A 13027-nucleotide genomic window follows, 5' to 3' on the forward strand; every position below is an offset into this window, starting at 1 on the left:
ATTTGAAAATGTGATAATTTGAAAATGAGAAATGATAAAGAAAATGTAATAGTGACTAAGACACTACAATTTTCACTTCAAATTATCACATTCTGTGAATTGCTAGAGGAAAAACGAAAGTATGTGATAAGTAATCAGCTTTTAAAATCGGCGACTTCAATTGGCGCAAATGTCAGAGAGGCTCAAAATGCCGAGAGTAAAGCTGATTTTATTCACAAAATGAAAGTAGCCGCGAAAGAAGCTGATGAAACAGAATACTGGTTGGTTCTTTGCCAACATGCACCCAATTATCCTAATTGTGAAATGCTATTGGATGAGGTTAACCAGATTATGAAAATATTGGCTAAAATCATTGGTACCTCAAAAGGATGATTTTTAACGCGGAGCTGCCCAGAGGGCTTGCCATTGCGATTTTCAAATTTTCAAATTTTCAAATTTTCAAATTCAAATGAGTCACGGAAATATGAATCTCACCTTGAAGGTGTGGAGACAAAAAAATAAAAAAACAGAAGGGAAAATCGAAACGTACCAAGTTGCTGGTATTTCGCCCGATATGTCATTCTTAGAGATGTTCGACGTGTTGAACGAACAACTCATCGGGGAAGGCAAAGAACCTATCGCTTTCGACCACGATTGCCGCGAAGGTATCTGTGGAATGTGCAGCATGTACATCAATGGCCGTCCACACGGCCCCAAAGGTGGTATTACCACTTGCCAGTTGCACATGCGTAGCTTTAGCGACGGCGACACCATCGTGGTAGAGCCTTGGCGCGCCAAAGCTTTCCCTGTTATCAAAGACTTGGTGGTTGATCGTGCTGCCTTTGACCGCATTCAAGCGGCAGGTGGGTTCGTATCGGTCAATACGGGTAATGCACAGGACGCAAACAGCATTCCAATTGCCAAAGAAGACGCCGACGAAGCATTTGCAGCAGCGGCGTGTATCGGCTGTGGCGCTTGCGTAGCGGCTTGTCAAAATGCTTCCGCGATGCTATTCGTGTCGGCCAAAGTATCACAATTTGCGTTGTTGCCACAAGGCCAGCCAGAACGTAAAATGCGCGTAGAGCGTATGGTAGCGCAAATGGACGAAGAAGGCTTTGGCTCGTGTACCAACACAGGTGCTTGCTCGGCAGAGTGTCCTAAAGAAATCTCTTTGGAGCACATCGCCCGCCTCAACCGCGAATACTTAGGCGCTAAATTGACTTCACAGGGAGTGTAATTTTTTACACCATCTTCATAAAAAAGCCATTCCTCGGAGTGGCTTTTTTTCTGTATCTTATGACTTCATTACTTTCACAACCCTACCCGCACAACGCGCTATTTTCTCGCTATTGGCTCTTGGTTTCGGCAGGCGCAGGGTGCTTTATTGCCCTATTTTTGATTGTTTTTCAACCTTTTGGGGCTTCGTATTGGCAACATCCCGATAAAAATCTGATTTTGGCGGGATATGGGCTTGTGACTTTTTTGTGCCTGTCGGGCATTAGCCTGACCATGCCACTTTTGTTCAAACGCTGGTATTCGGAAGCAAACTGGACGGTCGGGAAAGAAATTCTGGGGGTCTTGTTAATCTTAGTCATCATTTCGGTCGGAAACTGGCTCTATAGCCAATGGTTTTTTGTGAGTTCGTTTCGGATAAAAGAACTGTTTAGCTGGATAGGTATTACCGTCGCCATTGGCATCATTCCTACGACCATCATTACGTTGCTTGATTATACCCGTTTGCAGCGCAAATACGCAACCGACAAACTGTCGGTTAAAACAAATACAGAGGAACAACCCACATCCGCGTCATTAGAAACAATTACGCTAATCGCCGAAAATCTCAAAGACACCTTTAGCCTTTCGCCCGACGAATTGTTGTTTATCGAGTCGGCTAGTAACTATTCGGAAGTGGTGTTTCTAAAGGAAAATACCCTTCAAAAAATGCTGATTCGGAGTAGTCTCAGTCGATTAGAAGAACAGATTCAAAACAGCGACATCGTGCGGTGTCATCGCTCATTTATTGTTAATTTAAAACAAGTAACCAAAATCACGGGCAATGCCCAAGGGTATAAATTACAACTCAAAAACGTGGGTTATCCGCTGCCCGTTGCCCGCCGTTACACCGATTTGATGGCTGATTATTTCAAAAAATAGCTTGTCATTCGTCCCAAAATAGGGGATAAAAGCCCCAAAATGGGTCATTTGTCCCAAAACCTAGGCAAACGTCCCTTTTTTTTGGACAACCATTTTTGAGCTTCTACGTTTGTGTCAGTCAAAACACAAACCCGTTTTTTTATGGAAGCTTTATTGAACCTAACAGCCACTTTCAAAAGAACCCTTTTTACTATTGCCGTTTGTTCGGTACTTCACTCCTTCTCGGCGTATGCGCAAACCGCTGAAAAGGACACAACGGTAGAACGCTTAAAAGTTCGGACGTCATTTGCCAAATCTTACTTTGGCATAGACGCTTTTACGACCACGGGTGGAACGACGCAATATCTCACCCCGAACGGCTTGTCATCAGTTGATTTTGGGGGAACTACCTCACCCCGTATTTTATTAGGCGGGACGCACTTTTGGGGACACGCTGATTTTTACGTCTCCATTCCTGTAGCTCAATTTGGCAAAAAAATCCCTGCCGAATTGGCCAATGTTTCCTACAACGAAGGCGTAGAAACGGGCGCACGTTTTTTTCCGTGGGCTATCAAGGAAGGAAAATTACGGCCTTTTGTAGGAGTAGCTTTAAAAGGATTCAGTTTTGCTCAAATCTCCAACGAACCCAATAAAACCTATACCACAGTGCCGTCGGTGGCCAAAACAACCTTTCCCTTTCAAGCAGGTGCTGTGTATGCCACCAAAAAAGTATTGTTTCAAGCGGGGCTCAACTACCAGCGTTATACCGATTTCCAATACCCACTTTCTCGTACCCAGTACGGAGCATTGGATGTATCGCCTTGGTCGTTCAATGTCGGACTCAGTTATTGGATTAATTCCAACGGAGGGCTGGCTTCTAAATACGGCGAAAAGTACATGAAAATGGGCGTGAAAAAACTACAATCCCGCAACCGCTTGAACTGCTGGTACGTGGGAATAGGCCCCTCAAGCTCGTTTGAAATCTCAAAATCAGAATACGTTAAAGATAAGTACCCATTTTTAAAGCAAGAAAGCCCAGGAAGTTTGATTCCTGACATTGCCGCAGGACGTTACTTTCACAAAGCGGATGCCAATGTGGGCGTTTCGTACCGTAAATTAGGCTACGGCATGAGCGGTTACGGCGTACACCTCAATTACGAACGCCGTTCCTACACTTTTGAAACCTACAAATTTTTGGGCGATTACCACGGTTTTGTACCTTACGTAGGCCCTACTTTAGCCTACGAAGACTTGCGATTTACGGATACCGACAACGGCGTCTCTAACTCATACGAAGCCAAAAAAGTAGCATTGGGTGTGATTTTTGGTTGGGATATTCGCATTAGCCGTTCGGAAACGTGGTTGTTGCGTACCAACCTTCGCTATACGCCCAACCTCCACCTCAAAGCCGAAGGGAAAAAAGTAATGTTTGACCAAATGGAATTTAATTTTATTCAGTTTGTGTGGATGGTCGGACGAAGACAGGCGTGGAAATAGCGAAAGAACCTCCCGAAAGTTTCCAACTTTCGGGAGGTTTGGCTTTTGCCCAATTTCTCTAAATTGATAGTATCTTGGGAACGAATAGCTCGTTTTATCACTTACTCAACTAGCTAATAATCGCCTCAAAAAAAACACAAAATGGAAGAAGCATGGGTTGAACGCTGGAACGACCGCTATGGTCAGTCAGAATATGCGTATGGAGAAATGCCTAACGATTATTTGAAAGAACAATTACAAAAATTTTCGCCAGGCAACATCTTATTCCCTGCCGAAGGAGAAGGTCGAAACGCAGTTTTTGCCGCAACATTGGGCTGGCAAACTTGGGCTTTTGATGTAAGTAAAGAAGGGCAAAAAAAAGCCTTACAGTTGGCCGAAAAGCATCAAGTAACAATAGATTACGAAGTAGGGCTATTAGAACAACTCCATTACCAACCCGAGCAATTTGATGCTATTGCGCTCATTTATGCCCATTTTCCTGCCCAAATGAAATCACCGTACCACCTATTACTAGACGGCTATTTGCGTCGAGGGGGTATCATTATTTTTGAGGCATTTAGTAAAAAACACCTTGAATATGTTGCAAAAAACGAAAAAGTGGGTGGGCCAAGGGAAATAGAAATGCTGTATTCGATAGAAGAAATCGAAGCCGATTTTGCCAATTATGAAATCATCGAATTGGAAGAAAAAGCCATTGAATTGACAGAAGGGCTTTACCACAATGGAATTGGCTCGGTAATACGGTTTGTAGGACGAAAAAAATAACTCGTTTTCACGCATGAATAAGGCTTTTTTTTCTCAATTGGAGCACCTCTACACGACCTTAAAATTGGAGGATGAACAAAAACCTAATCGACTAGACAGGTGGCGAAATCTTGAACCACAGTCGGCGTTGCTGATTTCGATGCTTATTCGAGGGCAGCAAACCAAGGCTTTATTAGAAATAGGAACTTCTAATGGATATTCAACACTTTGGTTTGCCGATGCCCTTAAAAGTACGGGCGGACACCTCACTACGATTGAAATAGAGCCGCAACGAACGCAATTGGCTCAAGCATCGCTCGAAAAGTTTGGCTTTCTAGCCCATACTACCTGCCTGACCATCGACGCGCAAGAGTTTTTGCAACATGCTGAGCCTAAGTATGACCTTATTTTTCTGGATGCCGAACGGGCATTCTATAAAAACTATTGGCCTGATTTACGCCGTTTGCTGATTCGTACCAAAGGCGCCGTATTGGTGGTTGATAACGTCATCTCACACGCTTCTGAAGTGCTTGAATTTATTCAATTAATCAGAAAAGACGATCAAATGCTCCTTACCACAGTCGATGTAGGGGCAGGGCTGTTGTGGGTAGCCTGTGTTTAGGTTGAACTTCCGCCCTTACTTCCTCCTTACATACTTACATGAAGAATCCCCAAAACAAACGCACACACAATGAAAGCAGTAGGATTTAAAACATCGTTGCCCATTTCGGAAGAGGAGAGTTTTATTGAATTTGAAACCGCAAAGCCCCAACCCAGCGGCCACGAATTACTCGTGAAAATAAGCGCCATTTCGGTCAATCCCGTTGATTTTAAAATACGACAAAATTCCGCCAAAGGTACCGTATTAGATACGCCCAAAATCATCGGGTGGGATGCCGCAGGAGTGGTAGAAGCTGTAGGAGAAAACGTAAGTTTGTTTAGCGTCGGTGATAAAGTTTATTACGCAGGAGACATCACCAAGCCAGGAAGTAATTCAGAATATCAATTGATTGACGAGCGGATTGTAGGCAAACAGCCGTCCACGTTGGCCGACGAAGCAGCGGCGGCCATGCCTTTGACGGTGCTGACGGCTTGGGAAATCTTTTTTGACCGTATGCGGCTTTCGGCCGAGCGCGATCAAAACAAAACCTTGCTCATCATTGGAGGAGCAGGAGGCGTAGGGTCGATTGCTATTCAAATTGCCAAAAAAGTCCTAGGGTTGAAAGTGATTGCCACAGCCTCGCGCCCAGAAACCATCGAATGGTGCCAAAAAATGGGAGCTGATGTGGTTGTTAACCACCGAAATTTGGTAGAGGAAGTGCGCGGTGCAGGGTTTCAGTTTGTCGATTTTATCGTTGATTTTGTGGATAACAACGGCTATTGGGATGCCATGGCCGAGCTCATCAAGCCACAAGGACACATTGCTTCGATTACGGGCAGCGCCGTACCTGTGGCGCTCAATAAACTCAAAAGTAAAAGTGTGAGCTTTTCGTGGGAGTTTATGTACACCCGTTCGACCTACCAAACCGACGATATGATTGAACAGCATCATATTCTTAACCGTGTGGCACAGCTACTCGACGAAGGAGTGTTGTTTCATACGCATACCCACACCCTTCACGGATTATCGGCCGAAACGCTCAAGCAAGCCCACGCCCAGCTGGAGTCGGGAACAACCATTGGGAAATGGGTAATTAAGTATTAAACCAAACGCCTCGGAGAATAAACCCGAGGCGTTTTACTTTAATGACGGTTAGTTAGACACTACTCGGTTGAGTACTTTTCCCGACATTTTTCCCAAAGTCAGACCCTGGAAAATAATAGAGAAGACCACCACGAAGTAGGTCATTTGTAACAGCAAATCTTTGTAGGGGTTAGCGCCTATGGCAAGTACCAAGGCGATAGAAACCCCGCCGCGTAACCCTCCCCAGACAAGCATCGTGAGTGAGCCTTTGTTGAGCTTGAAAGGAACAATGAGCGAAGGCAACCAGATAGATAAAAAACGCGCAAAAAGAACGACAACAATAGCCATAGCTGATACGACGGAGTAGGTGTTCAGTTTCAGGTCTGGAATAAGTAACAACTCAAATCCCATGAATAAGAACAAAATCGCATTCAGAATTTCGTCGTTTAGCTCCCAGAATTTTGTCAGATAGTCTTTGGTTTCGTCGCTCATGGCGGCTTTTTTACCGTAATTTCCAATAATAAGCCCTGCTGCGACCATCGTTAGTGGCCCCGACGTGTGGGTCGCCTGCGCAATGAGGTAGCCTCCCATCACGACCGATAACGTAATAAGTACCGAAACGATGTAATCGTCGATGCCTTTGATGGCTTTAGAAGCCGTAAAACCGAGCAATACCCCAAGCAGTAAGCCGCCTAATGCTTCCTTTGCGAGTAGCCAACTGATAGACCCCAGCGAGATGTCGATGGTGGTAGCCTGTGTCAATTCCAAAATCACGGCAAACAACACAACGGCGACGCCATCATTGAAAAGTGACTCCCCTGCGATTTTTGTTTCGAGCGATTTGGGAACGTTGGCTTTTTTGAGAATGCCCAAAACGGCAATGGGGTCGGTAGGAGAAATCAGTGACCCAAACAGCAAGCAATACAAAAACGGTAATTCAAGGCCGAATAAAGGAAGACCATAGAACAAAACCCCACCAATGATAAAGGTGGAAATGATAACACTGATGGTTGAAAAAGTGAGAATAGGAAGGCGATGCTCCTTCAAATCGGCAAAGTTGACGTGAATAGCTCCTGCAAAAAGCAGAAAATTTAGCATTGCCCCCATCAAAACTCCCGTAAAGTCAAATTCGGTGAGGAGTTTGAGGAGTTTTTGGGTAGTAATTGGAAAAAGCCAATGCCCCGCGAACCGTAGAATAATGGAGACGAGAATGGCCATGACCATGATACCAATGGTAGGAGGGAGCTTTAGAAAACGGAGATTGATGTAAGCAAAAACAGATGCTAACACAATGAGAACCGAGAATGAATAATACAATTCCATAGCTGTGCTTTGGGGTGGATGGTTTAAAAAAATGTAAAAGAGTACCTGTCAACCTAGGTTGAAAATCAAAAACTGCGTAATGGTTGACTTAGAATAGTGATAGAAATAGTAAGTTTGTATGAGCCTACATAATCGAGACGAACTCAGTAAACACTTTTTGTTTCGGAGGCTGTTAGTTGGCTGAAAAACAGCTTAAAAAAGAAACAAATGCTTTACGGCTTATACAATTGTATTTTACTTGAAACGAACAATATACGATTTTTTTGTAAAAAATCAAAATATTTAGAGCAGAAATTGAGATTTTATAGGTAAAACTGTACTAAAATAGCCAAGTTGCGAAAAAATAGCTTCTCCGTAAATACCAAGATTACTACCAAGATTGGGCTTGAATCAATAATACTTCTTTCTACGCTGGGCACATAAAGAAACGCCATTTTCTTGGGTTGGTTGATGGCTTATTCTATATAAAAAGTACAATAATGTATTCTTCCAAATGCAAGCTAGTGTTTTTTGTAAATCATTGGCCTCACAAAAAAAATACAAAAAAATTTGCAACCATTTGGTTGTGTATTATATTTGCAACCAAATGGTTTCTTTTTGTTTAAAATTATGAGCAATCATGAATAAAATAGACCAATGGCTCAACCAAATAAGGAAGATTTGGAAAGGCCGATTTTCTCAATTAGACGAAGTATTATCAACCTTAAAAAAACAAAAACAGCAATGAGCACCCGTTTTCTTTTTGATTTTTCGGTAAACAAGGCAAACAACACTATTCAGGTAAAACGCGAGTTTGCCGCAGATTTGGATTTGGTTTGGGAAGCGTGGACAAATCCCGAACTGCTCGACCTTTGGTGGGCGCCGAAGCCGTATCGTACCCAAACCAAAAGCATGGACTTTTCAGAAGGAGGGTATTGGCACTATTGTATGATTTCACCCGAAAACGAAGTGCATTGGTGCAGGGCCGATTACCAAAAAGTAGAGCCTAAAAAAAGCTTTTCGGGGCTCGATGCCTTTTGTGACGAAAATGGGGCTGTCGTGCAAGATTTTCCGCGTTCATTATGGAACAATGTGTTTGCAGAAAAGGCCAACAAAACAACCCTCGTTGAGATTACGATTTCGTACGATTCACTGAGCGACCTCGAAAAAGTGGTTGAAATGGGCTTTAAAGAAGGCTTTTCTATGGCACTCGAAAATTTGGATCAGTACTTGGAGACGCGGCTATAACTCCACCCTTTATGGCAATAAATTTGGCATTAATTGAATGATAAATTACCAACCCAACTAAAATTAACAAAACGGTCATGAAAACAATGAAAATAACCTTTTGGACAACAGCTGCCCTACTTTTTATTACCCAAGGTCTAATGCCGCTCTTTACCATCAATTCGGAAGAAAGCCGACAGGTTATGCAACACTTGGGCTACCCGCCTTATTTTGCTCTCATGCTGAATATTTTTAAGTTTCTGGGAGGGTTAGTTATTCTGCTGCCATTCCTACCGAGACGTATTAAGGAATGGGCTTTTGCGGGTTTTGCCATTGATTTTATTTGTGCCGCAGTCAGTTTTATCGCGGTCGATGGTTTCACTGGCGTTTTGGCAGTGCCCCTAACTGCTTTGTTGGTATTGGGGGTATGTTATGTAGCTTATGATAAACAAGCATCGTTTGCTTTACGAAGTGCTATAGTTCAATAACAATGGCACTTCGTACTACGTCCCATTGAAATCGAGAGAAGGAGGCGTGACTCAGGAAATGCCCAATTGTCGTATTTAGGAGAGTAAAAAACAAAAGTCGTGGTTACCAGCTACCACGACTTTATGTTTGTGAGGTAATGTGCCTAGCCAAGTATTAAAATCGGCTACTTCACGCGCATCGCCAGCCACGGTAATATCACCTGCATGAATGAGAATATCCCCGTCGGGGACAGACATCGCTCTATGGAGGTTGTGCGTGTCAGAAATACAGACGATTTTCATACGAACAAACTCCTTATTTCACTCCTTTTAACTTCATTTGGGCAAAATAAGGGTGATCTGGATTAACGATTAGCTCTTGACGCAAAGGATTGACAAGCACATCCATGTCTTCAAGTGGAATGGCTCCAATGAGTACTTCACTGTCGCCAGGAAGAATCATAGCGTTGCAAATTGTACGTCTATTTTTAAAGCGCAGTTCAACTTGACTAACTACCTCACATTCGATGCGGTCGCCATTCGCCATTTGGCCAATTCGTTTTTCCATGACTGGAAACTGCATTTGGGCCTGAATGGATTCATTGATACAAAGCATATAGCTACCAGTATCAACAAGTCCCGTAACATACATGCGCTTTATTTCATCTTCGCCAATATAAAACTTGCGAGCCAATGCTAAATCTTCCGCATTGATAAGTTCAACCTCTGCATATACCAATCCCATACAAAAAATGTGATTTTAGATACTAAAACACTAAATGGATGGTTAAATATAGATAAATGCCCTTAAAATAGCTAAAGATTACAACTCAAAGCTTTCTTCTTCTTCCTCAAAAAACAAGTAATTTAAGAAATCACAATAGGGCTTGATAAGGCGGCAGCCGTTGACGATTTCCTGCGCAAAGTGTGGCGAAGTTACTTCAGCATCGGTGTATTTGTGCATGAAAAAAAGCTGTTTGCGCTTCAATAGTGCAATGTCAGGATGATTTTCAGGGTAGCCTTTGGGCATCCGCTGTAGGCTTTCGCCCCACGCTTCGGGGAAATACGTTCGGAACTCAGGGGCTTCAATGATATTTTTTAAAGCTTCTGGGTTAAAATCAATTTCTTGTCGAAACTTCGCCAGTTGTTTTGGCGTAGGGTTCCACATTCCAGCGCCCAAAAACGATTCTCCAGGCTGGATGTGTAGGTAAAAATCAATCCGCCCCGAGTGCCGACCCCCTGGGCCAACCGCCGCCGAAAGCCATTGTTTATAGGGAGCTTTGTCTTTGGAAAAACGAATGTCGCGGTTGATACGAAACAAGCAGTCTTTGGGTTCGGTATTGGGAAGGTTTTCAAATTCTCCAATGCCTTTGATAAGGCCTTTTACCAGTGCCTCCATCTCTTTTTTGGCGGCATCGTAGCGCTTGCGGTGCTCAGTAAACCAGTCACGGTTATTGTTTTCGGCTAGTTCTTGAAGAAACTCAAGGGTAGATAGTGTCAACATCAGATTTCGTATTTTGGCCTAAAAATAGCAATTTTGTTGCGCCCAAACGTAGGTCTGTCTAAAAGGCAGCGGAAAAGGGAAAACGTCACTAGTACAAACAATACACAATGGCTCGAATATTAACAGGTATCCAGAGTAGCGGTAAACCACACTTAGGTAACATTTTGGGCGCCATCTTGCCCGCGATTCAGTTGTCGGAAAAATCTGATAATGAGTCGTTTTTGTTTATTGCAGATTTGCACTCGCTTACAACCATCAAAGATGCGAAAGTGCTTCAAGACAACACCCGTGCCGTAGCGGCGGCGTGGCTTGCGTGTGGTCTTGATACCGATAAAGTGGTGTTTTATCGTCAGTCGCGGGTATCGGCCTATCATACCGAGCTAACGTGGTATTTGTCTTGCTTGACGCCTTATCCGATGTTGGCCAATGCCCATTCGTTCAAGGACAAAGCTGACCGCTTGGCCGATGTCAACGCGGGCTTGTTTGTGTATCCTGTATTGATGGCCTCGGATATTTTGCTTTATGATGCTAATTATGTTCCCGTAGGTAAAGACCAAAAGCAGCACCTCGAAATGACCCGCGACATGGCGGAGGCGTTTAACCGTACCTATGGCGATACTTTTGTGATTCCTGAGGGGAAAATCGACGAGCGTTTGATGACCATCCCAGGCATCGACGGACAAAAAATGAGCAAGTCGTACGGAAACTATATTGACCTTTTTCAACCAGAAAAAGAGTTGCAGAAAGTAACCAAGAAAATCCTGTCGGATTCGACCCCGCTTGAAGAACCGAAAAACCCAGAAACGGACCTTACGTTTAAATTATATTCGCTCATAGCCAGTGACAGCGATATTGCAACCATGCGCGAAAACTACCTCAAAGGTGGGTATGGCTATGGTCATGCCAAGCAAGCATTTTTTGAAGCTCTAAAAACACGTTTTGCCAAAGAGCGCGAGATGTTTACGTATTATTACGAAGAAAACCCCGCCGCACTCGAACAAAAACTCCAAGAAGGCGAAGAAAAAGCCCGCGCCATCGCTTCCAAAAAACTAGCCGAAGTGCGGGAAAAGATTGGGCTTTCTTAACTTTTTACGGTTTGCTGTTTCAGGTTTGGGGTTTTTCAGTTTAAGGTTTTGTCACATGAAAAAAAGGTCGGGGTATGAGTACCCCTCCACACAATCCCAAACGGTAAACTCGAAACCCTAAACTGAAAACCCGAAACAGAAAAGGTCGGGGTATGAGTACCCCTCCACACAATCCCCAAACAGTAAACTAAAAAATGCTCCACGAGATTCAACAGCTTGATACGCAGATTTTTTTGTCACTCAACGGCGCACACGCACCTTGGGCTGACACGCTGATGTATTGGGTAACGGAGCGAAATACGTGGATTCCGATGTATGCCTTGCTGATTATTTGGTTGGTGTGGCAGTACAAGCAGCAAGCGGCGGGAATGATTGGTGCCTTGATTTTAACGATTATCATTGCCGATCAGACCGCTTCTAGCTTGCTGAAACCGTGGGTGGAGCGTTTGCGGCCTTGCCACGTCGCGTATTTGCAGGACAAAATTCACCTGGTGGTTGAAGGCTGCGGAGGAACCTACGGATTTGCATCGTCGCACGCGGCCAACAGTTTTGGATTGGCCACGGCTTTATGGCTGCTCTGCGGTACGGTTGTCCCGACCGTCAAACGACCCAATAAGTATCTCCTTTGGTTTTTTCCGTGGGCGGCGCTAGTGTCTTACAGCCGCGTTTATGTAGGAGTCCATTATCCATTAGACATCATTGCAGGGGCGATTATTGGGGTAGGCGCGGCCTTTGCGGCGGTTAAAATTGTAAGCTTTCTTTTAGCTCGTTTTGCCAAAAAATAACTACTTTTAGGCTAATCTTGCTTGTTTATGTTTGACGCGCTGCATCAATTGATTGCTCAATTTGTCACCTTCACCGACCGTGAAAAGGCAATTTTGGAGAGTGCGTTTGTATTCAAACAAGTGCCTCGAAAATTCTCTCTCGTGCGGCAAGGACAAGTGGCCAACGAACTGTACTTTATCAATAAAGGGATGCTACGCCTTTTTTACGAAAACGAAGGCGATGAAATTACGGCCTTTATTTTTCGAGAAAATCTCTTCGCCAGTAGTTACGATAGTTTTTTGCGACAAACGCCCAGTATTCAGTCGTTAGAAGCGCTTGAAGAGGCTGATTTGCTGGTTATTACCCAGCCCAAAATGAACGAACTCTACGAAGAGTTGCCCAAATTCAACGTGCTTACCCGCAAGATTGCCGAGCAACGTTTTATCAATTCGCAACAAATTTTGTCCTCTTTTTTGCTTGATAGCCCAGAGGAACGTTATGCGAAGTTCGTAGAACAAAATGGCGATTTATTACTCCGAGTCCCTCATCACCTTATTGCTTCGTACTTGGGCATGACTCCCGTGTCGATGAGCCGCATCCGAAACCGACTTGCTCAACAAAAACGCTAGCTGAACGCATT

Annotated in this window: 16 protein-coding genes; 12 read left to right on the forward strand and 4 right to left on the reverse strand. The window is 43.9% G+C overall.

Annotated elements, in window-relative coordinates; genetic code table 11:
* Positions 1-24: 24 nt before the first annotated feature.
* The 7 genes from FHS57_RS01570 (at position 25) to FHS57_RS01600 (ending at position 6058) form a co-directional block, all read left to right on the forward strand.
* On the forward strand, positions 25-372 hold the full coding sequence (locus tag FHS57_RS01570; RefSeq protein WP_183971100.1) for a four helix bundle protein: 348 nt from the start codon (positions 25-27) through the stop codon (positions 370-372).
* A gap of 91 nt (positions 373-463) precedes the next feature.
* The gene (locus FHS57_RS01575; RefSeq protein ID WP_221225544.1) at positions 464-1216 is read left to right on the forward strand and encodes a succinate dehydrogenase/fumarate reductase iron-sulfur subunit; all 753 of its coding nucleotides are present in this window, start codon (positions 464-466) and stop codon (positions 1214-1216) included.
* Positions 1217-1275: 59 nt separating this feature from the next.
* Positions 1276-2133 (forward strand): LytR/AlgR family response regulator transcription factor, encoded by an 858-nt coding sequence (locus tag FHS57_RS01580; RefSeq protein ID WP_183971102.1) that lies wholly within the window; start codon positions 1276-1278, stop codon positions 2131-2133.
* 141 nt (positions 2134-2274) lie between these two features.
* Complete coding sequence (locus tag FHS57_RS01585) at positions 2275-3609, forward strand: hypothetical protein (RefSeq protein WP_183971103.1); 1335 nt, start codon at positions 2275-2277, stop codon at positions 3607-3609.
* Between the two features lie 141 nt (positions 3610-3750).
* Positions 3751-4374, forward strand: coding sequence for a class I SAM-dependent methyltransferase (locus tag FHS57_RS01590; RefSeq protein WP_183971104.1), 624 nt, complete (start codon positions 3751-3753; stop codon positions 4372-4374).
* Between the two features lie 13 nt (positions 4375-4387).
* Positions 4388-4975 (forward strand): O-methyltransferase, encoded by a 588-nt coding sequence (locus FHS57_RS01595; protein ID WP_183971105.1) that lies wholly within the window; start codon positions 4388-4390, stop codon positions 4973-4975.
* A 69-nt stretch (positions 4976-5044) separates the two neighbouring features.
* Positions 5045-6058 (forward strand): zinc-binding alcohol dehydrogenase family protein, encoded by a 1014-nt coding sequence (locus tag FHS57_RS01600; RefSeq protein ID WP_183971106.1) that lies wholly within the window; start codon positions 5045-5047, stop codon positions 6056-6058.
* 48 nt (positions 6059-6106) lie between these two features.
* Here the strand turns inward: FHS57_RS01600 and FHS57_RS01605 are convergent, their stop codons facing one another.
* Positions 6107-7360: a cation:proton antiporter gene (locus FHS57_RS01605; RefSeq protein WP_183971107.1), complete on the reverse strand. Its 1254-nt coding sequence runs from the start codon at positions 7358-7360 to the stop codon at positions 6107-6109.
* Between the two features lie 723 nt (positions 7361-8083).
* On the opposite strand from FHS57_RS01605, the gene FHS57_RS01610 reads away from it, so the two are divergent.
* Complete coding sequence (locus tag FHS57_RS01610; protein WP_183971108.1) at positions 8084-8587, forward strand: SRPBCC family protein; 504 nt, start codon at positions 8084-8086, stop codon at positions 8585-8587.
* A gap of 86 nt (positions 8588-8673) precedes the next feature.
* Positions 8674-9054 carry a DoxX family protein gene (locus FHS57_RS01615; RefSeq protein ID WP_221225527.1) on the forward strand — a complete coding sequence of 127 codons (381 nt, stop codon included), beginning with the start codon at positions 8674-8676 and terminating at the stop codon, positions 9052-9054.
* A gap of 75 nt (positions 9055-9129) precedes the next feature.
* Here the strand turns inward: FHS57_RS01615 and FHS57_RS01620 are convergent, their stop codons facing one another.
* The 3 genes from FHS57_RS01620 to FHS57_RS01630 form a co-directional block, all read right to left on the reverse strand.
* Positions 9130-9336 carry a metallophosphoesterase gene (locus FHS57_RS01620; RefSeq protein WP_183971110.1) on the reverse strand — a complete coding sequence of 69 codons (207 nt, stop codon included), beginning with the start codon at positions 9334-9336 and terminating at the stop codon, positions 9130-9132.
* 13 nt (positions 9337-9349) lie between these two features.
* Positions 9350-9778 carry a retropepsin-like aspartic protease gene (locus FHS57_RS01625; RefSeq protein WP_183971111.1) on the reverse strand — a complete coding sequence of 143 codons (429 nt, stop codon included), beginning with the start codon at positions 9776-9778 and terminating at the stop codon, positions 9350-9352.
* Positions 9779-9856: 78 nt separating this feature from the next.
* Complete coding sequence (locus FHS57_RS01630) at positions 9857-10537, reverse strand: DUF2461 domain-containing protein (protein ID WP_183971112.1); 681 nt, start codon at positions 10535-10537, stop codon at positions 9857-9859.
* Between the two features lie 107 nt (positions 10538-10644).
* Here FHS57_RS01630 and trpS point away from each other — a divergent pair, with 107 nt between their 5' ends.
* The 3 genes from trpS (at position 10645) to FHS57_RS01645 (ending at position 13016) form a co-directional block, all read left to right on the forward strand.
* Positions 10645-11622 (forward strand): tryptophan--tRNA ligase, encoded by a 978-nt coding sequence (trpS, locus tag FHS57_RS01635; protein WP_183971113.1) that lies wholly within the window; start codon positions 10645-10647, stop codon positions 11620-11622.
* A gap of 194 nt (positions 11623-11816) precedes the next feature.
* Positions 11817-12407: a phosphatase PAP2 family protein gene (locus tag FHS57_RS01640; RefSeq protein ID WP_183971114.1), complete on the forward strand. Its 591-nt coding sequence runs from the start codon at positions 11817-11819 to the stop codon at positions 12405-12407.
* A 27-nt stretch (positions 12408-12434) separates the two neighbouring features.
* Positions 12435-13016, forward strand: coding sequence for a Crp/Fnr family transcriptional regulator (locus FHS57_RS01645; protein ID WP_183971115.1), 582 nt, complete (start codon positions 12435-12437; stop codon positions 13014-13016).
* Positions 13017-13027: the final 11 nt, after the last annotated feature.

The sequence above is a fragment of the Runella defluvii genome (assembly GCF_014195535.1).
Taxonomy (GTDB): domain Bacteria; phylum Bacteroidota; class Bacteroidia; order Cytophagales; family Spirosomataceae; genus Runella; species Runella defluvii.

What these genes read in the sequence shown, in the direction of transcription:
- FHS57_RS01570 (WP_183971100.1), top strand. Translation starts at nt 25, where the DNA reads ATGAGAAATGATAAAGAAAATGTAATAGTGACTAAGACACTACAATTT.
- FHS57_RS01575 (WP_221225544.1), top strand. Translation starts at nt 464, where the DNA reads ATGAATCTCACCTTGAAGGTGTGGAGACAAAAAAATAAAAAAACAGAA.
- FHS57_RS01580 (WP_183971102.1), top strand. Translation starts at nt 1,276, where the DNA reads ATGACTTCATTACTTTCACAACCCTACCCGCACAACGCGCTATTTTCT.
- FHS57_RS01585 (WP_183971103.1), top strand. Translation starts at nt 2,275, where the DNA reads ATGGAAGCTTTATTGAACCTAACAGCCACTTTCAAAAGAACCCTTTTT.
- FHS57_RS01590 (WP_183971104.1), top strand. Translation starts at nt 3,751, where the DNA reads ATGGAAGAAGCATGGGTTGAACGCTGGAACGACCGCTATGGTCAGTCA.
- FHS57_RS01595 (WP_183971105.1), top strand. Translation starts at nt 4,388, where the DNA reads ATGAATAAGGCTTTTTTTTCTCAATTGGAGCACCTCTACACGACCTTA.
- FHS57_RS01600 (WP_183971106.1), top strand. Translation starts at nt 5,045, where the DNA reads ATGAAAGCAGTAGGATTTAAAACATCGTTGCCCATTTCGGAAGAGGAG.
- FHS57_RS01605 (WP_183971107.1), bottom strand. Translation starts at nt 7,360, where the DNA reads ATGGAATTGTATTATTCATTCTCGGTTCTCATTGTGTTAGCATCTGTT.
- FHS57_RS01610 (WP_183971108.1), top strand. Translation starts at nt 8,084, where the DNA reads ATGAGCACCCGTTTTCTTTTTGATTTTTCGGTAAACAAGGCAAACAAC.
- FHS57_RS01615 (WP_221225527.1), top strand. Translation starts at nt 8,674, where the DNA reads ATGAAAATAACCTTTTGGACAACAGCTGCCCTACTTTTTATTACCCAA.
- FHS57_RS01620 (WP_183971110.1), bottom strand. Translation starts at nt 9,336, where the DNA reads ATGAAAATCGTCTGTATTTCTGACACGCACAACCTCCATAGAGCGATG.
- FHS57_RS01625 (WP_183971111.1), bottom strand. Translation starts at nt 9,778, where the DNA reads ATGGGATTGGTATATGCAGAGGTTGAACTTATCAATGCGGAAGATTTA.
- FHS57_RS01630 (WP_183971112.1), bottom strand. Translation starts at nt 10,537, where the DNA reads ATGTTGACACTATCTACCCTTGAGTTTCTTCAAGAACTAGCCGAAAAC.
- trpS (WP_183971113.1), top strand. Translation starts at nt 10,645, where the DNA reads ATGGCTCGAATATTAACAGGTATCCAGAGTAGCGGTAAACCACACTTA.
- FHS57_RS01640 (WP_183971114.1), top strand. Translation starts at nt 11,817, where the DNA reads ATGCTCCACGAGATTCAACAGCTTGATACGCAGATTTTTTTGTCACTC.
- FHS57_RS01645 (WP_183971115.1), top strand. Translation starts at nt 12,435, where the DNA reads ATGTTTGACGCGCTGCATCAATTGATTGCTCAATTTGTCACCTTCACC.